Origin of the sequence: Burkholderia contaminans, from assembly GCF_029633825.1 — a bacterium.
In the GTDB taxonomy this organism is placed as follows: domain Bacteria; phylum Pseudomonadota; class Gammaproteobacteria; order Burkholderiales; family Burkholderiaceae; genus Burkholderia; species Burkholderia contaminans.
Genome location: NZ_CP090645.1, coordinates 126,207 through 147,782 on the forward strand (window position 1 = coordinate 126,207; position 21,576 = coordinate 147,782).

At 60.1% G+C, this 21,576-nt stretch carries 18 protein-coding genes and 1 pseudogene; 10 read left to right on the forward strand and 9 right to left on the reverse strand.

The annotated features are described in order from the left end of the window. Positions 1-8: 8 nt before the first annotated feature. Complete coding sequence (locus tag LXE91_RS42950; protein ID WP_060096533.1) at positions 9-1,553, forward strand: multicopper oxidase family protein; 1,545 nt, start codon at positions 9-11, stop codon at positions 1,551-1,553. A gap of 392 nt (positions 1,554-1,945) precedes the next feature. On the opposite strand, the gene LXE91_RS42955 is transcribed toward LXE91_RS42950, so the two are convergent. The 7 genes from LXE91_RS42955 to LXE91_RS42985 form a co-directional block, all read right to left on the reverse strand. After that, entirely contained in the window at positions 1,946-2,278 is a 333-nt protein-coding gene (locus LXE91_RS42955; protein ID WP_069302012.1) for a DUF4148 domain-containing protein, read from the reverse strand. 269 nt (positions 2,279-2,547) lie between these two features. Continuing rightward, on the reverse strand, positions 2,548-3,489 hold the full coding sequence (locus LXE91_RS42960; protein ID WP_060096539.1) for a copper resistance D family protein: 942 nt from the start codon (positions 3,487-3,489) through the stop codon (positions 2,548-2,550). Next, on the reverse strand, positions 3,489-3,863 hold the full coding sequence (gene copC / locus LXE91_RS42965) for a copper homeostasis periplasmic binding protein CopC (RefSeq protein WP_009693495.1): 375 nt from the start codon (positions 3,861-3,863) through the stop codon (positions 3,489-3,491). The genes LXE91_RS42960 and copC overlap by 1 nt, the downstream gene beginning before the upstream one ends. 63 nt (positions 3,864-3,926) lie before the next feature. Beyond that, positions 3,927-4,274 (reverse strand): copper-binding protein, encoded by a 348-nt coding sequence (locus LXE91_RS42970; RefSeq protein ID WP_009693496.1) that lies wholly within the window; start codon positions 4,272-4,274, stop codon positions 3,927-3,929. Between the two features lie 67 nt (positions 4,275-4,341). Continuing rightward, positions 4,342-5,637, reverse strand: a complete 1,296-nt coding sequence (locus LXE91_RS42975; RefSeq protein WP_060096542.1) for a copper oxidase — start codon at positions 5,635-5,637, stop codon at positions 4,342-4,344. A gap of 1 nt (position 5,638) precedes the next feature. Further along, the gene (locus LXE91_RS42980; RefSeq protein WP_069302011.1) at positions 5,639-7,144 is read right to left on the reverse strand and encodes a TolC family protein; all 1,506 of its coding nucleotides are present in this window, start codon (positions 7,142-7,144) and stop codon (positions 5,639-5,641) included. Continuing rightward, positions 7,141-7,440, reverse strand: coding sequence for a hypothetical protein (locus LXE91_RS42985; protein WP_009692898.1), 300 nt, complete (start codon positions 7,438-7,440; stop codon positions 7,141-7,143). The genes LXE91_RS42980 and LXE91_RS42985 overlap by 4 nt, the downstream gene beginning before the upstream one ends. A gap of 833 nt (positions 7,441-8,273) precedes the next feature. Here LXE91_RS42985 and LXE91_RS42990 point away from each other — a divergent pair. The 3 genes from LXE91_RS42990 to LXE91_RS43005 all read left to right on the forward strand — a co-directional run bounded on the left by LXE91_RS42990 (position 8,274) and on the right by LXE91_RS43005 (position 11,903). Then, positions 8,274-8,945 carry a heavy metal response regulator transcription factor gene (locus LXE91_RS42990; RefSeq protein WP_060082467.1) on the forward strand — a complete coding sequence of 224 codons (672 nt, stop codon included), beginning with the start codon at positions 8,274-8,276 and terminating at the stop codon, positions 8,943-8,945. Beyond that, positions 8,942-10,363 carry a heavy metal sensor histidine kinase gene (locus LXE91_RS42995; protein WP_009692901.1) on the forward strand — a complete coding sequence of 474 codons (1,422 nt, stop codon included), beginning with the start codon at positions 8,942-8,944 and terminating at the stop codon, positions 10,361-10,363. Before LXE91_RS42990 ends, LXE91_RS42995 begins: the two co-directional genes overlap by 4 nt. 547 nt (positions 10,364-10,910) lie before the next feature. Further along, on the forward strand, positions 10,911-11,903 hold the full coding sequence (locus LXE91_RS43005) for an IS5-like element ISBmu23 family transposase (RefSeq protein ID WP_007182917.1): 993 nt from the start codon (positions 10,911-10,913) through the stop codon (positions 11,901-11,903). 537 nt (positions 11,904-12,440) lie between these two features. Here LXE91_RS43005 and LXE91_RS43010 read toward each other — a convergent pair. Continuing rightward, on the reverse strand, positions 12,441-14,132 hold the full coding sequence (locus LXE91_RS43010) for a site-specific integrase (RefSeq protein WP_007180429.1): 1,692 nt from the start codon (positions 14,130-14,132) through the stop codon (positions 12,441-12,443). 143 nt (positions 14,133-14,275) lie between these two features. On the opposite strand from LXE91_RS43010, the gene LXE91_RS43015 reads away from it, so the two are divergent. The 5 genes from LXE91_RS43015 to istB all read left to right on the forward strand — a co-directional run bounded on the left by LXE91_RS43015 (position 14,276) and on the right by istB (position 19,586). Next, positions 14,276-17,302, forward strand: coding sequence for a Tn3 family transposase (locus tag LXE91_RS43015; protein ID WP_278068201.1), 3,027 nt, complete (start codon positions 14,276-14,278; stop codon positions 17,300-17,302). Further along, entirely contained in the window at positions 17,299-17,661 is a 363-nt protein-coding gene (locus tag LXE91_RS43020; protein ID WP_156903410.1) for a hypothetical protein, read from the forward strand. The genes LXE91_RS43015 and LXE91_RS43020 overlap by 4 nt, the downstream gene beginning before the upstream one ends. Beyond that, positions 17,658-17,921 carry a hypothetical protein gene (locus LXE91_RS43025; RefSeq protein WP_007180432.1) on the forward strand — a complete coding sequence of 88 codons (264 nt, stop codon included), beginning with the start codon at positions 17,658-17,660 and terminating at the stop codon, positions 17,919-17,921. Before LXE91_RS43020 ends, LXE91_RS43025 begins: the two co-directional genes overlap by 4 nt. Positions 17,922-17,997: 76 nt before the next feature. Next, positions 17,998-18,570 carry a hypothetical protein gene (locus LXE91_RS43030; protein ID WP_007180433.1) on the forward strand — a complete coding sequence of 191 codons (573 nt, stop codon included), beginning with the start codon at positions 17,998-18,000 and terminating at the stop codon, positions 18,568-18,570. Between the two features lie 248 nt (positions 18,571-18,818). After that, positions 18,819-19,586: an IS21-like element helper ATPase IstB gene (gene istB / locus LXE91_RS43035; protein WP_007182909.1), complete on the forward strand. Its 768-nt coding sequence runs from the start codon at positions 18,819-18,821 to the stop codon at positions 19,584-19,586. A 53-nt stretch (positions 19,587-19,639) separates the two neighbouring features. On the opposite strand, the gene LXE91_RS43040 is transcribed toward istB, so the two are convergent. Beyond that, positions 19,640-21,178, reverse strand: a complete 1,539-nt coding sequence (locus LXE91_RS43040; protein ID WP_012218041.1) for an IS3-like element ISBmu11 family transposase — start codon at positions 21,176-21,178, stop codon at positions 19,640-19,642. Between the two features lie 62 nt (positions 21,179-21,240). On the opposite strand from LXE91_RS43040, the pseudogene LXE91_RS43045 reads away from it, so the two are divergent. Beyond that, positions 21,241-21,435: pseudogene (locus LXE91_RS43045) on the forward strand (IS30 family transposase); the annotation flags it as partial. Positions 21,436-21,576 lie beyond the last annotated feature (141 nt).

A 21,576-nucleotide genomic window follows, 5' to 3' on the forward strand; every position in this document is an offset into this window, starting at 1 on the left:
GGCGCCCCATGTCACTATCTCGCCGTCAATTCCTGCTGACGTCCGCTGCCGCCGCCTCGGCCGTGCTAACCGGATGCGCAGAATGGCCCTCAAGCGGTTCAAAAGAAGTCGCGAATGGAAATGTGAGCGGCACTTCGCGTCGCCTTATTGTCGATACCCGTTCGATCGAGGTCAACGGCCGTGCTGCGACGGTGTACGGGTTGCATCAGCCGGACGGCACGCGCGGCCTGTTCCTCGAACCGGGCGAGCGCTTTGCCGTGGAACTGGACAACCGCCTGCACGAACCCACCATTGTCCACTGGCACGGACAGACGCCCCCGTCCGATCAGGACGGCGTGACCCAGTTCGGCGTGCCGGCGCTTCAACCAGGGGAGCGGCGCGCCTATGATTTTGCCGCGCGCCCCGGCACCTACTGGATGCACTCACATCATGGTTTCCAGCATCAGAAACTGCTGGCCGCTCCACTGGTTGTGCGCACGGCCGACGATGTACGGGCTGACCGCCAGGAGGTGGCGATCTTTCTGGAGGATTTCCTGTTCCGCGATCCCGCCGAAGTGTTCTCAGAGCTGCAGAAGGGCAACGCAGATTCCAAGGGAGCCATGACCGGTCAAAAGTCGGGCGCGCAGCCCCACGGCATGGGTGGGATGGGCGGTATGCACGGCATGTCTGACATGGGTGGCATGGGTGGCATGGGTGGCATGGGTGGCATGGGCGGCAGTAGCATGCCGGATCAAATGCCCGGCATGAAGATGGACCTTAACGATGTCGATTTCGATGCCTATCTCGCCAACGACCGCACGCTCGACGACCCGGAAGTCATCCGGGTCGAGCAAGGCGGAAGAGTGCGCTTGCGGATTATCAACGGCGCCTCATCCACCAACTTCCACGTTGACCTCGGCTCGTTGCGAGGTACGGTCGCGGCGGTCGACGGCAACGCCGTCCAGCCGCTGACAGGCAGCCGCTTTGGTTTAGCGATGGCTCAGCGGATCGATATTCTCGTTGACCTGCCCAACGGGACCGGAGCGTGGCCGATTCTCGCCGTACGGGAAGGAGCCAGACAACAGACGGGGATTATTCTCGCCTCTAAAGGCGTCAACGTGGGCAAGGTCGCGGGGGCGACAGCCGCCGCTGGACCGGTGAGCTTCGATCAGGAACTGCGGTTGTCTGCGCTCAGGCCGCTGGCAGACCGTCCCGTCGATTCGCATTCTGTGCTGATGCTGACCGGTTCGATGCAGCCGTATACGTGGGGAATCAACCACAAGGGCTGGGACAATCGCGACACGGTGAAAATCCGCAGCGGACAGCGGGTGGCTATTACGTTCCAGAACACCACGATGATGGCCCATCCGATGCATCTGCACGGGCACCACTTTCAGATCGTCGCGCTCAATGGCAAAACGTTCTCCGGGGCGCTGCGTGACACGGTGCATGTCCCGCCGATGGCAAAGGTCACCCTGGCGTTCGATGCCAACAATGCAGGCCGGTGGCTGATGCATTGTCACAATCTCTATCACATGAAGTCCGGCATGATCACCGAAGTGCGTTACGTTTGACAGTCGGTCGGGCTACACGGGCATGCCTCTTTGTTTTTGGAACGGCCGGACCGCTGAACGGACGCGGATTTACGTCATCGCGGAGGACAGTTCGGTGGTTTGACGTGAAGGTTTTGGCAGGGATACGACGTTGGCAACCTGATGGCCCCCTGCCTCGTCGACTCATCGCCGGGGGCTTCCGAAGTCCGGGGCACCAGACTCGTACAGCCAGACAAGACGAGTAATGCAGCAAAAGTCACCGTAGTAAAACCTGCCACGCGACCGAATGGATTCACGTTGGGCTCCCAAAGACAGGCGATCTCGACACATCCGCGTCAGGCACGTCAAAGGGTAAGAGGCGGCGAACAGCAACAAGGCTCCGCGCTACCCGTCTCGACAGAGTGTGGAATTCGTCAATGCTGGGCTGCCCATTTCGATTCGGAAAGCTTATGGAGCTCCTTGTTGCGGGCGATGGTTGCTGCGCTCGGCGGGTAGTCATGCTTCCTGATTGGCAACAGGCCATCGTGATAGGCCTGAATCAGTTCCTGCCGGACCTGCTCCCGGGTCTTGCCCTGCGAAGCAGGGTTCCCGGATTGGCTCACGGTCGGAGCCGGCGAGACAGCGGCAGTGTTCGATACGGGATTGCTGTTTTGAGCGACGTTGGGATAGTCGTGGCCGCTATCGGCGAAAGCGGACGTGGCAGCAGATGCGGCGACAACCATGGCAGCGACAATTCGAATATTCATGTTTTCTCTCCGTTGCGAAACGTGGAGCCTCCATATGCGACTCCAATGAGACACATTCTGGAGAGGTGGCTCTGATTGAGCCGTGACGTGAAAATGATCTTTTGGTCACGCGGCGTTCATCTCCGATCGCACCACTCGAAGACGCGAAACCCGCGTACAAAAAAAGAGCCCGGCCAATCAGCCGGGCTTGCAAGGGATGGTCGCCGCACGAGAACAACGAATCTGCGTGGGCGAACCACCCGCGTGGACGGACGATGACGGCGTGTCGATTACGTTGTGCCTGGCAGCGGACTCGAGACGAGCACGGCGGCCACCATCAGCACGCCGACCAGTACGAGAGACTCCACATGCAGCACCATGCCAAATCGGCGAAGCGGCCCGCTCGGCACGGCCTTCGACGGATTTTTCAGCGTCGACAGAAGCGTCGGCATCTCGAAGAAACGATTGTGTCCGCCGAGTGCCGCGGCAACCAGTACGAGCGCAAGTTTGAGCATGAGCACTTGCCCGTAAGTCGACCCCAACAGATTGGCAGGAACATTGACTCCTCTCCAACCGTTGTACGCGCCGGTGCTGAACAGAACAATCAATGCATAGGTCGATGTGTCGGACAGCGACTGCACGAACGACGCGCTGGTGAGTCGTTCATTCCCAGGCGCATCGAGCAGGCGCGGCATCACGACATAGGTCGTCACCAGTACAAGCCCGACCCACGCACTAATGGCAAGCAGATGCAGCCAATCCGCCCAGACAGGCAGACTGAACAGTCCCGCATCGACAGGATGCCCACCGTTACTGCGCGCAAGCGCGACGCCAGCCAACGCCACCCATATCGCGAACGGGAAGCGGGCTTCGTTTCCTGACCTCACGAATGACAGTACGGCAATACCGAGCGTAAGAAACGCGCCAACCAACCACGCATGTCCAAAACCGGTTCCCGCAAGCATCGACCACACGGCCGGCCCGGCCTCCGATAGCGTTGAGTCGCTCATCAGTGCGCAATGCGCCCAGAACGAGAGCGTGCTCGCCAGCAACGAGACGATGGACGCTAGTCGAAGCGTGACGATAAGCCGCCGGCCGACCCGCTCCTGCCAGGTCGACTCGCCACGCGCAAGCCATTGGCCACTGAGCAGCGCACCGACGACGACGGCGAAACCGACGTTCTGAATGGCCACCGACACGAGTCGCAGGATGCCGAGGAACCCTTCGTTCATCACTTCACCTTGAACGTGTAGGTGCCCTTGGTCTTGTGTGCGTCGGCTGTCATCACGGCCCACTGAACCGTGTACGTACCCGAAGCCAGCTTCGGCACCGCGACTGTCATGACACGCGGATTAGCTCCGTCGACCTTTGCCTTTTCCTTCGTGACGGCGGTGCCGCTCGCGTCGGATACCTTCACCGAACTGAATGTCGGCTCGAGGTCTTCGTTGAAGGTCAGACGCAAAACGTCCGGCGCTACATCGACCGTACTGCCTGATGGGGGTGCTGCGCTTTCCAGTTTGCCGTGCGCAAACGCCGCGGCGGGTGCGAGTGCGATAGCGCTGGCCGCGGCGAGGCCAGCAAACCGGCTGAATGTGAAAGTCTTCATGTTCTTGCTCGTCTCGAATGGTCAAGGCGGGGCCGCAGAACAGCCGCACCCCGCCGGATGTCCTCACTGCTTCTGCAGCTTCGTCACGGTAAGTGCGCCGTTCACTTCCTCGGCCACGAAATCAATCTTGTCGCCGACCTTGACCTGCGAAAGCATCGCCGGGTCCTTGACCTTGAAGACCATCGTCATGGCTTCCATGCCAAGGTTTTCAAGCGGACCGTGCTTGATGGTCAGCTTGCCGTTGGCGGCGTCAACTTTCTTGATTTCGCCGTGCGACATGCTGTTTTTCGCGTCCTCGCTTTGCTTGGCGCCACCGCTCATGTCCATGTTGCTCATGTCGCCTGCTGCATACGCACCAGCGGAAACAACCAGTGCACAGCCCATCGCAATCGAAACAAGTGCTTTTTTCATCGTGCATTTCTCCAGAGTTGAGTTGATGAAGCGGATGGCCGGGTCACGCCCGACCTTGTTATGTTGTTCAGCTGTCCGGCAGTTCGCCGGTGTATTCGTAAGCTACGGTTCCCTTCGGGTGCTTGAACCAACCCGGGTCGCGGTAATCGTTTCGGCCGAGCCCCTCACGCACCTTCACGACCGTGAACATGCCGCCCATTTCCAGCGGCCCGAACGGTCCCGTGCCCGTCATCATCGGCAAGGTGTTGTCGGGCAACGGCATCTCCATCTCGCCCATCGCACCGCCCGTGCTACCCATCGCCATGTAGTCCGGCACCAGCTTGTTGATGCGCTTCGCGAGGTCTTTCTGCGGGACGCCGATGAGATTGGGTACCTGGTGTCCCATCGCGTTCATCGTGTGGTGCGACTTGTGACAATGGAATGCCCAGTCACCGGGACGATTCGCGGTGAATTCGATGGCGCGCATCTGCCCGACCGCCACATCGGCCGTAACTTCCGGCCAACGGGCCGACGGCGGAATCCAGCCGCCATCCGTGCCCGTCACTTCGAAGTGGTAGCCATGCAGGTGAATCGGATGGTTCGTCATCGTCAAATTGCCGAAGCGGATGCGCACGCGGTCGCCCGCGCGTACCGGCAGCGGGTCGATGCCCGGAAACACGCGCGAATTGAACGTCCACATGTTGAAGTCCGTCATCTCGTTGACGCGCGGCGTGTAGCTGCCAGGGTCGATGTCGTAGGCCGCCAGCAGAAACACGAAGTCACGGTCGACCGGCATCACGCTGCGGTCTTTCGGGTGCACGATGAACAGCCCCATCATCCCCATCGCCATCTGTACCATCTCGTCGGCATGCGGGTGATACATGAACGTGCCGTGCTTCTCGAGCTGGAACTCGTAGACGAAGGTCTTGCCGGGCGGGATGTGCGGTTGAGTAAGGCCGCCGACGCCATCCATGCCGTTCGGCAACAACATCCCGTGCCAGTGAACGGCGGTGTGCTCGGGCAGCCTGTTCGTCACAAAGATGCGAACCTTGTCGCCCTCGACGGCCTCGATGGTCGGGCCGGGCGATTGCCCGTTGTAACCCCAAAGATTCGCCTTCATGCCAGGCGCCATCTCGCGTACGACCGGTTCGGCCGTCAGGTGGAATTCCTTCCATCCGTTTTTCATCCGCCACGGCAGCGTCCAGCCGTTCAGCGTCGTGACCGGCGTATACGGGCGGCCGTTCGGCGGCACGAGAGGGGGTTGCGTGGTGGCTTTCGCCATGGTCGGCGCTTCGGGCAACGACGCGGCACCAGCCTTGCTGACCAGGGCCGCGCCCACCAGCGCTGCACCCGAGCCGTTGAGAAATTGTCGACGGGACACCATGTTATTTACCTTCCGAATCCATTGCCGGCGCCGATTGCGCCGCGGGAGCTGACGTCGATTGAAGCGCGGGCTGCGTGCTGTTGGGAGCGCTCATGACTACCGGTCGTTGCGGCGCCGGCTCTTTCGAATCCTGCTTGTCGCCGGCCTGCGGCAGACGGCCACCAACCGCCTGTTGGAGGTCCGTTTCCGCCAGCCAGTAGTCCTTCAATGCATCGATGTAGCTGTTGACTGCGCCGACCTGCTCCCGCGAATCGGCGAGCAACTCAAAGACGCTGGCGAGCATGCCGTTGTACCGAAGCAGAAGTTCGTCCGAGATGGTCTTGCGAATGGGCACGACCTCGTCGCGATAGTGCTTCGCAACGTCGTAGCTGGTGACGTAGGCCGAGTACGATTCGCGCACTTCGGAACGTGCATCAATCGCCGTCTGGGCAAGCTGGTTCGCCGAACGCATGTAAGTCGCTTCGGCCCGGGCGACCTTGGCGCTTCCGAAATCGAAAATCGGAATCTCGACGCTGATTTCGTAGCCGTGCTCGTGACCCTTGTCGGTCTCGTAGTTGTTCTGGTAACCGACGTCGAGCGCGTTGATGAACCGCGTGGCCTTGCTGAGCCCCATAGAAGACGCAACGCTTTGGGTCTGCAGCTTCGCCGCCTGGATGTCGAGGCGGTTCTGCATCGCATAGCTTTCCAGGTCGTTGAGGTCGGGCCTTTGCTTCGGCAGGTCGGGCAGACGGTCCGGGAGTGTGTATTGCGTACCCGCGCCCCACAGCCCCATGATTCGCGTCAGCTTTTCGCGTGCGACCACGGCTTGCTGGTGCGTCTTGGCTGACTGCGCCACCGCGTCCGCATAGAACGCCTGCTCACGGGCGTAATCGAGCTTGCTGAAGTTCCCGGCCTGACGCATGCGCGAAGCCAATTCCGCGCCGGCATCCGCCGAGTCTTTCACCTGTTCCGCGTACTTGGCCGCCTGCTCGGCGGCTACCGCGTTGACATACGCGCGGCGCGCCTCGGCCGCTATCTTGAGCATGGCGTCGGCGGTTTCGAGCTTCGTTTGCTCGAAGCGGCGCCCTTCGATATGCGCAGCGAACGGCAACGTCAGGATGCTGAGAACGTTCGCCGAGAACGTGCGGCCGATGTTCAGGTCGCCGTTGCCCGCGCGCGTCCGGCTGAACGTGAATCCCGGATTCGGGAGGCGACCAGCCTGTACCAGGTCGGCTTCCGACAGCCCCAGTTCGGCATAGGAAACCTGAAGACCGCGGTTGTTCAGCAACGCAACCTGGACAGCGTCGTCCATGCTGAGCGGCTTCGAGAGCAGTTCCTGCGTTCGTTTCGCCGCAGCGTCGCGGTCGGCGTCCGTCTTGACGATGACGGCGTCCTTGCCGAGCCGTTCCCTGGCAGTCGACGACACCGTATTGAACCCGCCGTCCTTGGAGAACGTCGTACACCCGGCGAGAAACACCAAGACGGCGACTCCCGCCCCCATTCGAGTAGAAACGAATCGTCGCATCATTTGGCGGGTTCCCCGTGCAACGAGTGGTTCGAATGGTTGTTGTTGGCCGGCTGGCTCGGCGTGCCACCGTGCTTCATGCCGCCCATAGACGGTTTGCCCTGGACAGCCTGATTCAGTTGCTGCCAGGTCGGGTTATCCGCGTCGCTATAGGGGCGATATCCCTCGAGGGCAGACGGGACGGTCACCGCCGGCACGGAGGCCGCTGCGTCGGTCGGGTCGGGAATTGTTGTCGTGGCGTGCACAAGCGCCGGCAAAGTAGCCGCCGCGCTCAGTAGCGCTGCAGTGATCAATCGCATACGTTTTCTCGTCGTGAGTCACCTGGCGGGTCCACGCAGAACCGCCAGTACGGATGGCACATCGCAGGTCATTGACCGCGATGGAGAACTAGACGAGAAGGCAGCGAGGAGGGCGTTCGATGCCGTCGGTCAGGAACGACACGACACCGGCGGAAGACGGCAGGGGAATGGCGACGCGGGTAGCGTCCGTGGATACGGCAACGACCGGTACGGCTGGCAGTCCTGTACCGAAGCAGCAGGATGCGCATGTCGAGCACGAATGCGCGTGGTGGGCGTTACCGTGGTAATGATGGGGATGGTCGTCGTCAGCGAACGCCACGCCATGCATTTCATGGTGGTGCTCTGACGCGGCCTGCTCCGCATGCTGGGTTGCCCCTTCTCCCGCGTCTGCATGCGCGGCAACACATTTCATCGAGATAGCCGCGAACGACTGAACCGGAAGGCTCAGTGCCAGCAACACAACGATGAAAAGTTTGCGCCAATACGACATGGGAGCGGAGTCTAGCACGCAGTGATAAAGGCTGTAAGTTCGAGAACGTGTCAGGGTGTAACCGATCGCTGTTTCGCTACGCGGTCACGACATTCGAGTTCAGCTTATCGTCGGATGGGTGACGACGGCGTGACCACAAAATGACCAAAATTTCATTGGCGGTCCCGGATTGGGGCGTGCCGAACGCTCCGGCAGTCGTTGGCACGAGGTGCCGATGCGGTACGCTTGGGGCGTTTCATGAAAAATCTGTCATGTAGCCGTCATTTTTCACTCATCCGGGCCGCCGTATGCTCCAAGCAGCACATTGACCGCGCGCATTCCCCGACAGCCATACGACATAGCCATGCGGATACTCATAGTCGAAGACGAACCGAAAATGGCGTCATATCTCCGCAAGGGGTTGATGGAAGCGAGCTACACGGTCGACGTCGCCGAAAACGGAAAGGACGGCCTGTTTCTCGCGCTGCACGAGAACTTCGACCTCATCGTGCTCGACGTCATGCTGCCGGAACTAGATGGTTTCGAGGTGCTCAAGCGCCTGCGGGAGCAGAAACAAACACCCGTGCTGCTGTTGACTGCCCGGGAGGCAGTCGAGGACAAGGTGGCCGGCCTTGAGCTGGGTGCCGACGACTATCTGCCTAAACCCTTTGCGTATGCCGAGTTCCTCGCCCGCATCCGGTCACTACTGCGGCGTTCACCACGGAATGCGCGGGACATGCTGCTCATTGCCGACCTCGAGGTTGACCTCATCAAACGGCGGGTGCGGCGTGGCGACACCCGAATCGACCTGACCGCACAGGAGTTCGCGCTGTTGCAGCTCCTTGCCGAACGCGAAGGCGAGGTGCTCACACGGACATTCATCACCTCCCAGATTTGGGACATGAATTTCGATAGCGACACGAACGTGGTCGATGCGGCCGTCAAGCGCTTGCGGGCAAAAATCGACAACTCGTTCGACAAGAAGCTCATCCATACAATTCGTGGCATGGGCTACGTGCTCGAGGACCGCTCGTGACGGTCCGGACCGACGCTCGCGCGTCGTATTCGCTGCTCAGGCGATTGACGCTCGCGTTTGCCCTCGCTGCCGGTCTGGTGTTCGCACTGACCGGAGCCTATCTCTACAGGTCGCTCTCCGCTGAGTTGCAACGACGCGATGACATCGAAATCAGCGGCAAGCTGAGCCAGTTCCTGCAGTTGGTTCGCCTGAGCGGTTCGACGAGCGTGGTTCGAGCAAACCCTGCGGGCTTTCATGAGGTGTTGCTGTCCCATCCGGGGGTGTATCTCGGCATCTACGACGGACAAAATGAGCCGTTGGTCGAACACACCGACAAACCTGGCAGAACATTGAAGGGTCTCGTCACAGAGACCCACCCCATCGGCAAGCCGTACGCCTGCTCGCCAGAGGGTATCGGACTTTCCCGGTGCATCGTTGCTGATGAGAGGCTGCCTTCCGGTGAACTCGTACACGTGTCACTGGTTCGAACGGCAGCCGACCGGCAATCGCTGCTCGAAAGCTATCGGGTAGATATCTGGTTTGCCGTAGCCGTCGGTGCCATCCTCGTCGGTGCGCTCGGCTACGCCGTTGCCCGTCGCGGACTTTGTCCCGTCAAAAGCATTGGCCGCCAGACGTCGACCATCGAGGCTCACAATCTGAACGAGCGCCTCGATATTCGTGGTGGACCTGTCGAGCTTCGAGAGCTGGCCGTCTCTGTCAATCGCATGCTGGACCGTCTCGAGCGCGCATTCGTGCGCCTTTCGCAATTCTCATCGGATCTCGCACACGACATGCGCACGCCGCTGGCGAACATCATCAGCTCATCGCAAATCACGCTGTCGCGCGCGAGGACGGCCGACGAATACGAGGCACTCATCGATTCGAACATCGAGGAATGCGAGCGCCTGCAGCGAATGATTGAGAACATGCTGTTCCTCGCGCGAACGGACAATGCCCAACTGCATCTCAAGGCGGTCGAACTGGACGCGGGTAACGAACTGCGCAGGCTGGCGTCGTACTTTCAGGGTCTTGCTGAAGACGCCGGGGTCCACATCGACGTGAAAGGGAACGCACCCGTTTTCGCCGACGCAACCTTGTTCAGACGAGCAGTCAGCAACTTGACATCGAATGCGCTCGACCATGCGAGACCAGGCTCGACCATTGAGCTGGCCGTGTCGGCGACTCAGAAATACTCCGTCGTCAGCGTAACAAACCAGGGGCCAGCCATCCCGGTCGAACAGCTCGACAAAATCTTCGAGCGCTTCTACCGCGCCGACGCATCGAGACATGGTGCCGCGAAAAACGCAGGGCTGGGATTAGCCATCGTCAAGTCGATCATGGAATTGCATCACGGAAAGGTTGATGTTGTGAGCGATGGCGTTCGTACCACCTTTACTCTTTATTTCCCGAGCGACGGTGCTGGACAAAATGCACGGTAACGGTAAGCCTATCCGGATCATGCCAGCAGTGCGAGCGATATCCGAGATAGTCCTATCGCGATCCTGCGATCCGGGCAATGGCCGACGTCGCGCGGAACCAGATCGTTAAATCTGCCTGGCAGCTCGGACTCAGCCGAATACCATGCCTTCCAGCTGGCCGGGTCCTTGACCTGGATCAATGAACCGTATCCACGACACCGCTTATCCGACGTTGAACTATCGGGACTACGTGGCGCCGGCTGTCGACGGATATTTGACGGTTGCCCGGTGAAACGGGCGGGCACACCCGACGAAGTTGCGAAAGTGGCCGCTCCGCTTATGGGCCCGATGGTGCGTGCACTACCGGCAGCGACATCCTGACGGATGGAGGCGTGCCGCGTCCTATTGGTTCGGACCGCTGGCACCGCGATAGTGTTTCGAAGGGCGGTTTCTACCTCGTTCAGCGACATTCGGAAGCTAGGGAAACACTGATCAATTCGGCTTGGCGGTCATCGCTGACGAGGCCAAGGGCGTTGTAGAAAGAAGCTCACGGAACGGACCCACGACGATGCAGCGGCAGATCGGTTTTGCGGAAGCGGAAAGTGCGGGCAAGAAGCGGGTGACCAAGCGTCAACGCTTTCTGGCCGAGATGGAGAAGGTCGTCCCTTGGTCGCGGCTGCTGTCGGTGATCGGGCCGTATTACCCGAAGGGCGAGCGTGGCCGGCCGCCGATTGGCCTGGAACGGATGCTGCGGATCTACTTGCTGCAGCAGTGGTACGGGTTGTCGGACGAAGGGCTTGAAGATGCGCTCTACGACAGCATCGCGATGCGCGCCTTCGCGGGCATCGACCTGGCGCGCGAGAACGTGCCGGACGCCACCACGCTGTTGAAATTCCGGCGCCTGCTGGTCGAGCACGCACTGACGCGAAAGCTGTTCGACGAGATCGGCATCGAGTTGTGCGAGCGCGGGCTGATGATGAAGGAAGGCACGCTGGTGGATGCGACGATCTTCGAGGCTGCGCCGTCCACGAAGAACGCCGGGAAGAGCCGTGACCCGGAGATGCATCAGACGAAGAAGGGCAACGACTGGTATTTCGGCATGAAGGCCCATGTCGGCGTCGACGCCGACTCGGGTCTGGTGCATAGCGTGGTCACCACGGCGGCCAACGAGCCGGACGTATCGCAGGCCCACGCCCTGCTGCACGGTCATGAGCAGGAAGCGTTTGGCGATGCGGGCTACACCGGCGTGGACAAGCGCGAGGAGATGAAGGGCAAGACGGTGAAGTGGCACGTGGCGCTCAAGCGCGGAAAGATCAGGGCGATGCAGGAAGGTCCGCTGAAGGACCTCGTGATCGCGGTCGAGCGAACCAAGGCGCAGATCCGCGCCCGGGTCGAGCATCCGTTTCATGTCGTGAAGAACCTGTTTCGTCATCGCAAGGTGCGCTACAAGGGTCTAGCCAGGAACACGGCACAGCTGTTCAGTCTGTTCGCGCTGGCGAACCTGGTGATCGCGAAAAATCAGCTGTTGTCGACTCATGGGAGCAATCCGTCATGTGTGTGAAAAACGCGGGAAGTGAGGCCCGAATACGAGCGAAACTCACCTCGCATGTCGTCAAATTCCTACGTCAATCTGAAAATTGCAACCTGCCTCGTCCGTTATGCGGACGACAGGCTCATTGATCAGCGTTTCCCTAGAGCGCCTCGCCGCCTGGCATACGAAAAAATCGAATCTTGAGGGCCCCCCAGCACGTTCACCGGGCTTAACTGACTTCCCTGTTCCATTGCTCCCCGGACCCCGACGCCCGGTCCGCAATTTCGAGGTCTGGGCATGGAGATGTGCAACGACGATCACGCCATCGAAAGGTACAAGGAAGGTTTTCATCACATATGGCCAGATAACGCACATTATCAGTCCGTCATCGAATTTGTTCTAAACTGGTAGTCATGAAAACGTGCGACACCCTCCCCATCGACAAAACCGAACGTGGCTTTCCCGACGAAGCCGAACTCGGGGTTCTACGCCGGAACCCCAGAAAATTCCGTCATTCCACATTGTGAACGTCAATCGGTTTGTTGCCTGACGTGCCGAGCGAGTAACTCAGTCGGTAAATGCCTGCCCGAACTGCCGTGCCCGCTTTACATCGTCGGTATGCAAGTAAATCGACGTGGTCGAAATCGACGCGTGACGCAGGTTATCTCGTACGGCGCTCAGCTCAACCCCTCTGGCGATCGCGTGGGTCGCATGGGTGTGCCGCATCCAGTGCGGAGAGGCCCGATGCAGCTTTTCAGCCAGCACCGGATGGTCGTTCTTGATAATCTGCGCGACGAGCCGAAAAAACCGGCGCATGACTTCCCACAGCCGCAAGGGCTTGATGCCGGCATCGGCGTCGTCAAGGCTGCCAATCAGGGACGTGGTCGGATTCCAGTGAGCACGGCTGACAGGAAGCCCCCGCTCCTGCAGATATCGGTCCAGCGCTGTGCGCGCTAGGGGTGTCAGGGTAACGCGGGCTGGCTTGCCGCCCTTGCCGACCACGTGCAGCCAGTGATCACCGGCTGCGTCGACTTCGATGCTGCGCAGTGTGGCGTCAGCCAGTTCGCTGATCCGCAGTCCCGTTGCGTAGCCGAAATCCAGCATGAACCGCAACCGTTGCGCAGCGGGCGCCTGCCAGCCGTACGACCACTCGAGCCCGTTGGCGATGGTGCGCGTCAGCATCCATTCTCCTTCGGTGAAAGCGTGCGAGGTTTCAAGAGCCATGGCGCGCTTGCTGCCGCGTACCTTGATGCCGGAGAATGGGTTGGCCACGACGTAGCGCTGCTCGACCAGCCAGCGGAACATGGCGCTGAGCACGGCAAGCGCATGCGCAATCGAACGGGCCGAGAGGTTGTCGACAAACGGGCGCCAGTCCGTTGATGTGCGCGGCCGCGGTGGCCCGACCCAGCGTTCTCGCGGTGTAGGTCTGCGCAGAAACGCCCTGTAGTCGGTGGCATCCCGGGTGGTCAGCGAAGACAGCGCCTTGCCGCGAGCAACGATGCCCCAGAGAATCAGCCGTTCGGCTTCCTTGCGGTAGGCCCGCTGCGTGGCCGGGGATTCGTGCAACGCGAGCCATGCCTGGATAGCGTCGTAATCGTTGTCGACGCCGAGGATGCAGGCCGACACCGGTGCGCGGAAGGCGCCGGCGGATCCGTCGATCTCGTGCGGTAGCCGTAGTTGCTCCCAAGGCGTCACGACTGACTGCCGATCCGCGATGATCAGTGCGCGGGCCCGCTCCGTGAGCGCCGGGTACGCGGCAAAGAAGGCCTCGATCCTTCTTGCACTGGCCGGCCCGAGACCCGGAATGACGGTCCACCACTGCCGGCGACGCGGAATCCGTACCGTGAGATCGGCCAGGGTCCGGATGCCGGCCGCGTGCAGGGTGCGGGCAGCGCGATTCGGCAGCCAGTGCGCAATGTCGTCGCCGATCTGCGGAGCTGGCGCAGGCATGATGCGCAGTAGCTCGACAGCCTGCGTGGTGGCGCGCGCATGATGCATACGCTTTTGGGCCGGGCATTCGAACAGCGTGGCCAGATCTGCCCGCTGTCGGTTACGGGCATAAAGTGCCAGTTGCCGGCGGATCTGGCCGATGACGCCGCGGGCTGACTGGCTGTGGCTGAGCCGATCTTGCATGTACCGGTGTGCCGCCTCACGCGAGGATGCGCCCTCGTACCAGGCACGCAGCGCTGCCAGTGCATCAGCATCAGGAAAGTCGGTCGGGATGTCGGCGGCGGACGGGCTCGTGGGGCGCGTTTTCATGTCATCGAGTTTAATATGGAAACAATGCCACAGAGATAATAAAGCTTATCTCTGTAGAATGCGGGAGTTCAATATTTCTGTCGTACCCCATGTCGTGATATCACAAAATTGAAGGATCTGACGTTGCGTGGAGAGGATGGTCGATGATCAACAAGAATAAGCTGCTCAGCGTCTTTTCCGACGCCGAACAGGAAGCCCTGTATGGCCTGCCTGATTTCGACGATGCGCAGCGGCTGGAATACCTGGCATTGACCGAATCCGAACTGGCGCTCGCCAGTAGCCGGCCCTCCATACCCGCGCAGGTCTATTGCATCTTGCAGATTGGCTACTTCAAGTCCAAGCACGCCTTCTTCCGCTTCGATTGGGACGAGGTTGAGGACGATTACGATTTCGTGTTGAGCCGCTATTTCCACGGCGAGCCGTTCGAACGCAAGCCGATCACCCGGCACGAGTACTACGCCCAGCGCGAACAGATCGCTGAACTGTACGGCTATCGACCGTGGGTGGCCGCCTTCCTGCCGCAACTCATGCAGCAGGCCGCGCAGATCGTACGTCGCGACGTGACACCGGGATTCGTCGCCGCCGAGCTCATCGTGTGGCTCAATGAGCACAAGATGATCCGGCCCGGCTACACGACCTTGCAAGAGCTAGTCAGCGAAGCCCTGTCCGTCGAACGTCGGCGGCTGGGCGACCTGCTCACCGGCGTATTGGACGAATTGACCCAAACCGCGCTAGACCAACTTCTGGTGCGCGATGATACTCTGTCGAAACTGGCGGCGCTGAAACAGGATGCCAAGAATTTCGGCTGGCGTCAGATGGTCCGCGAACGCGAAAAGCGCGGCACGCTGCAGCCGTTGCACGAAATCGCCAGGACGCTGCTGCCCCGGCTGGATATCTCGCAGCAGAACGTGCTGTACTACGCAAGCCTGGCGAACTTCTATACCGTCCACGACCTGCGCAACCTGAAGGCGGATCAGGCGCAGCTCTACCTGCTGTGTTACGCCTGGGTGCGCTTCCGACAGCTCACCGACAACCCGGTCGATGCGATGGCCTTCCACATGAAGCAGCTCGAGGAAGAAAGCAGCGCGGGCGCGAAACAGTCACTCATCGCCGAGCAAGTAAAACGCCATCGGGAAACGCCGCAGATCGGCCGCCTGTTGTCGCTCTATGTGGACGACAGCGTAGCCGATCCGACGCCGTTCGGCGAGGTGCGTCAGCGCGCCTATAAAATCATGGCCAAAGATGTGCTACAAAACACGGCGCAACGCATGACGGTCAAGCCGCTGAGTCAACTGGCACTACACTGGTTGGCGGTGGACGGCCTAGCCAAACGTATTCGCCGTCACCTGCGCCCCTTGTACGTCGAGCTCGACTTCGTCGGCACCTCCCCAGACAACCCGTGGCTCGCGGCGCTGGCTTGGGTCAAGGGGGCCTTCGCCAAACAGCAGCGCCTGTCACAACGACCGCTCGCCGAATGTCCCGCGGCCACGCTGCCGAAGCGCCTGCGACCGTACCTGCTGATCTTCGGCGCTGATGGTCAGCCGACCGGTTTGCACGCCGATCGCTACGAATTCTGGTTGTACCGCCAGATCCGGAAGCGCTTCCAGTCGGGAGAGATCTATCTCGACGACAGTCTGCAACATCGTCACTTCTCCGACGAGCTTGTTTCGATGAACGAGAAGGCCGACGCGCTGGCGCAGATGGAGATCCCGTTCCTGCAGCAGCCAATCGATGCCCAACTCGATGCGTTAGCGGCCGAGTTGCATGCACAATGGCTGGCCTTCAACCGAGAGCTGAAACAGGGCAAGCTTACGCACCTGGAATACGACAAGGATACGCAGAAGCTGATTTGGCGCAAACCGAAAACCGAGAACCAGAAGGTGCGTGAGCAGGCATTCTACGAGCAACTGCCATTCTGCGATGTTGCCGACGTGTTCCGCTTCGTCAACGGCCAGTGCCAGTTCCTGTCGGCGCTGACGCCATTGCAGCCGCGCTACGCGAAGAAGGTAGCGGACGCCGATAGCCTGATGGCGGTTATCATCGCTCAGGCAATGAACCATGGCAACCATGTCATGGCGCGCACCAGCGACATTCCGTACCACGTTCTGGATAGCACCTACCAGCAGTATCTGCGTCAGGCGACGCTGCATGCGGCCAACGACTGCATCAGCAACGCCATCGCCGCGCTGCCGATCTTCCCGTACTACTCGTTCGATCTCGATGCGCTGTACAGCGCCGTCGATGGGCAGAAATTCGGCGTCGAGCGACCGACCGTGAAGGCGCGTTACTCGCGCAAATACTTCGGACGAGGCAAAGGCGTCGTCGCCTACACGCTGCTGTGCAATCATGTCCCGTTGAACGGCTACCTAATCGGCGCGCACGAGTACGAGGCGCATCACGTGTTCGACATCTGGTATCGCAACACGTCGGATATAGTGCCGACTGCGATCACCGGCGACATGCACAGCATCAACAAAGCCAACTTCGCTATCCTGTATTGGTTCGGGTTGCGCTTCGAGCCTCGCTTCACAAACCTCGATGACCAGTTGCAGGAATTGTATTGTATCGACGACCCGGCGCTGTACGAGAAATGCCTGATTCAGCCGATCGGACAAATCGATCGGCAGCTCATCACCAGTGAGAAGACAAATATCGATCAGATCGTCGCCACGCTGGGCCTCAAAGAGATCACGCAGGGCTCGCTGATCCGCAAACTATGTACGTACTCGCAGGAAAACCCGACACGTCGCGCGATTTTTGAGTTCGATAAGCTCATTCGTACCATCTACACGTTGCGTTACCTGCGCGACCCGCAGCTCGAGCGAAACGTGCATCGCTCCCAAAACCGCCTCGAGTCTTACCATCAGCTTCGTTCGACCATCGCCCAGGTCGGCGGCAAGAAGGAATTGACCGGCCGCACCGACATCGAAATCGAGATCAGCAACCAGTGCGCCCGGCTGATCGCCAACGTCATCATTTTTTACAACTCGGCGATTCTGTCGCATCTACTGACGAAATGGGAGGCCAGTGGCAACGCCAAGACGCTGGCGCGGCTTACGCAGATATCACCGGCAGCCCGGCGGCATATCCTTTTGAACGGGCACTACACTTTTCAAAGCGACAACAAAATCGACCCGGACGCGCTCATTGCAGGGCTCGAATTGGAGTGATCGAATTTTCGGCGGTTCTGGCTTGGAATCCCTTATTCCTGTTACGGTGGAATACGATGCCACAACCAGGTAATCCTTTACCCCCAGCCGTGGTCAACACCTGGCGACTGAGCGTCGGCACGTCGCTGTTCGTGATCGATATCCTGGCCGACGGCAGCTGGCGACCGGCGTATATTGCGCCAAAGCGGCTGGGTGGCTGGACGATGGATGTGTTGCCGAACATGCCGCCGACGTTAGTCGATATCGCTCCCTCGGTACGCACCTGGGCGCGACAGTACGGCGCGAATGTAACGAACCGGCGCACGCCGGCGCGCCGGTTTCCCGCGCAAACCGCTTCTTCGAACAGGACGCCAGAATGAACATGCTGAAACGTCGTCTCGATGCGACAGACGAAAAGCTGCAGGAGCTGAAAACAGCCCGCAAAGCGGCAGCTAAGGCGCAGCGCCAGCAGGTCAAGCAAACGCGCGCGGATCGCGAGCGAAAGATCATGCTGGCCGGCGAGGCGTTGCTGCGGCGTGTCGATCGCGGCGAGTGGGATGAAGCCGATTTCCGCGCGATGATGGACGATTATCTGTCGCGGCCCGCCGATCGCGCGCTGTTCGAGCTCGACGATGTATAGCCTTTGATGTTCGACGTCGACGCACCGCACAGCCAGGTCGGCAAATGTTGATTTGATTCACGATGAAGGATGCCCGATGCTGCCAACGCTCCGCATGAACCGGAATTTTGTCGAGGCCTTGCTGGCCGAGCGCGCGCCCTGCTTTGCGATGGGACTCGTGGCCGAGGGCCAGACGCACTATGCTTGCCTGGCACTGCGGCCGGTGGATGACATTCCGAACGACGTAACACGCAGCGGTTTCAACTTTGGCCACTCGATACGCGGCACCGACGACTTCGAGGTCGTACACTTCGGCTTAGAGTTTTACGGCTACCGCATCTTCAATGCGCTGATCAATCCGAGCAACTTCATCGCCAGGACAATCCTGTCGCACATGGTCGACACGAAGGCGTTTTTCTTCTTCGCGGTCAACCCGTCAGGCGGTGTGACGGTGTTCAAGTCCGGCATCGGTGAATGCAGCCTGGACAGCATCGAGTCTAATCTCGAGCGGATACTGCGCTCGAGCACGTCCGATGCTCAGTACGACGCGGCGCTGACAACGTTCAGCGACCATCCAGATCCGGTCGGGCCGATGCTGCACTGGGTTTGCCGGGACTGCGAAGATTGTCTCGACCTGTCCCACAATGTAATCGAACTGGGCCCCGCGTAACGGTCCTGATGGTCCGTGTGACCGAGACCGTCATGTCACTCACCGGACGTCGCTCCAACATTCTTCGGCTGGAATAAGCCGATTAATGTTCACAATGTGGAACGACGGAATTTTCTGGGGTTCCGGCGTAGATCCCCATCCTGGTCAACAACCGCGACCGGGCTGCGGCGACAACGCCTGCCGACTGGATCAGCCCGAGCCATGCGCATGTACGCGGCCCCAGCTACTACCAATAAAGAGAACCCACCATGATGATGCAACAGACCCTGACCCAACTGCGCACCCTGAAGCTGGACGGCTTCGCTGACGGACTGGAAGAACAGTTGACTCAGCCCGGTGCGGCCAGCCTGAGCTTCGAGGAACGCTTGTCGCTGCTGGTCGACCGTGAAGCCAGTTGGCGTGACGATCGGCGCCGGACCCGACTGCTCAAACAGGCGCGCCTCAAGTATCCGCAGGCCGCCATCGAGGACCTCGACACCCGCTCCGGTCGAGGCGTGGACTCGCGCTCGCTCACGAGCCTGGCACTCGGCGACTGGGTCGAAGCCGGCTACAGCCTGCTCATCAGCGGCCCAACCGGCGCGGGGAAGTCATGGCTCGCTTGCGCCTTGGCGCAGTATGCCTGCCGGCGCGGGCACTCCGCGTTGTACCTGCGTGTGCCGCGACTCGGCGAGGAACTGCGCGTGCTGCACGGCAACGGCGGCTTCACCAAATGGCTGCTGCAGGTCGCCCGCGTTGATGTTCTCCTGCTGGACGATTGGGGAATGGCTCCCCTCGACGCGATGGTTCGAAACGACCTGCTCGAGATGATCGATGACCGCGCGGCGGGCAAAGCCACAATCGTGACCAGCCAGTTGCCGATCGAGCACTGGCATGGATGGATCGGTGACGAGACCATCGCCGATGCGCTGCTCGACCGCCTCATGCAGCGTCATCACCGGATCACGCTTACCGGCGAATCGCTCAGAAAGACATCCCCCAAACCCAACGTCCTGGAGCCCGAACTCGACCAGAACTGACAAGGAAATCTACAATCGACACTGCGGGGATGCGGCTATTTTCTTGGACTGATTTACGTTGCTAACCCAAGGCTTTCACGGTACTCGATGGGGCTGAGATAGCCAAGGGAGCCCTTGATCCGTTTCTCGTTGTACCAGCGAACGTAGGCGTCCAGTACCTCAACGAACTCCGCGATGGTCGTCGAACGCCAGTCTCCTGGATAGAACATCTCGGTCTTTAGCCTGCCGAAGAATCCCTCACAGGCCGCGTTGTCCGGTGAACAGGCTTTACGCGACATGGAGCGGATCAGCTTAGCCTTTGCAACCCGCGATAGCCAGCCAGGCCAACGGTAGTGGCCACCCCGATCGGAATGCACGATCGGCGTCTCGTCGTCCTCGGTCACGGTCTCGATAGCCGCATCTAACATGGAATTCACGAGCTCTGCGTCGGGGCTTGTGCCAATCGACCAGCTGACTACCATCCCATCGAAGCAGTCGATCATGGGCGATAGATATACCTTCCCCGCAGGAATCTGGAACTCGGAAATATCCGTCACCCACTTTTCGTTGGGGGCGTTCGCGTGGAAATCGCGATTGATGATGTTATCTGGGGCAGGGCTGATTTCCCCGATATAAGAGCGATATCGGCGCCGCTTGGGCCTTGCTGCGTGGAGGCCGCCTTGTTTCATGAGGCGACGCACGACTTTCTCCGATAGAAACACCCGTTGCCTGCTAAGCGCTGCTTGCACCCGACGATAGCCGTAGGATCGGTGATTGTCCTCGAAGATCTCTGCAACGGTACGACGGACATCTGCATATTTGTCGGCAACCCGTATGGGCGACCGATGATAAAAATAGGAGCTGCGCGCCAGGTCCAACCGCTCAAGCAGCTCAGTCAAACCGTATTCTTCTCTCAGGGCGTCAACCAGCGTCGTCTTCTCCCGATTGCTCAGGAGTGACAGGTCGACGCCCAGGTCTTTTTTTACGAGTTCATTCGCCTTCTTCAACAGGTCGTGTTCAAGCTTCAGATTGCGAATGTCGCGCCGGAGCTCTTCGACCTGCCGCTCCAGTTCGTCCCGATCCGTCTCTGATGGTGATCCCTTGTCGCGCTTCATGGATGCAGGGGCCCCTCGGCCGAGTAACTGGTTCTTCCAGTTGTACAGCGACACCCTGTCGACGTCCAGCTTTTGCGCCACCGCCTGTGCACTTCCTTCCCGTGTGCACAGTTCGTACACCGCGAGCTGCCTGGTCGCCAATGACACGGCCGGTCGGCCTGCCTTGCCAACCACGCGTTTCCTGGTTTCCGGATAGCGCTCGCGAACCCACGCCGTCAGTATCTGGCGACAGGGATAGCCTAATGCCCTGAGGGTGAAGCTGAAGCTGCGCCCGTGATTGACGTAATGCTCAAGTGCCAGGTTCTTCTGTTCTTCTGAGTACTTCGGCTTTACGCGAACATACTCTTTCTGCAGATCGCCACTCTTCTCGAATTCCTCGCACCACGCCTTGAGAGAATTCTTCGTCGGGTAACCCAACTGGCGGATTGTCGCCTTGACGCGCTTTCCGAGTTTCAGGTACAGCTCGACCGCCCGAACGCGGTCTTCGTATGAATACATGGACTACCTCCAAAGTAGTCCAAGATTTTGTCCGCATCCCCGGTGGGTCAGTTCTGCGTGGACATCAACACACCAACGGGCTATTGCGTCAGTTTCTGCCCAAGGGCATGGACCTATCGGGCATCACCCAGATGCAGTTGAACGACATCGCCAAATTAATGAATGGGCGCCCACGTCAGACGCTCGGCTGGAAAACGCCGGAAGAAGCCATGGCCATGGAGTTGGCTGCCGCCGGATTGGCTAAACGTTGCACTTGACTCTTGAGACCGCCGTGTATGAGGCGATCGAAATTCAGAATTCGAAGTGTTGAGCCGTTCGTGGCAACGGAGCGCGAACTGAGTCAGAGGCTCTGCTAATCACGGGGGCGCCTCTTGACGACGACGTTACGCAGTTGCGGC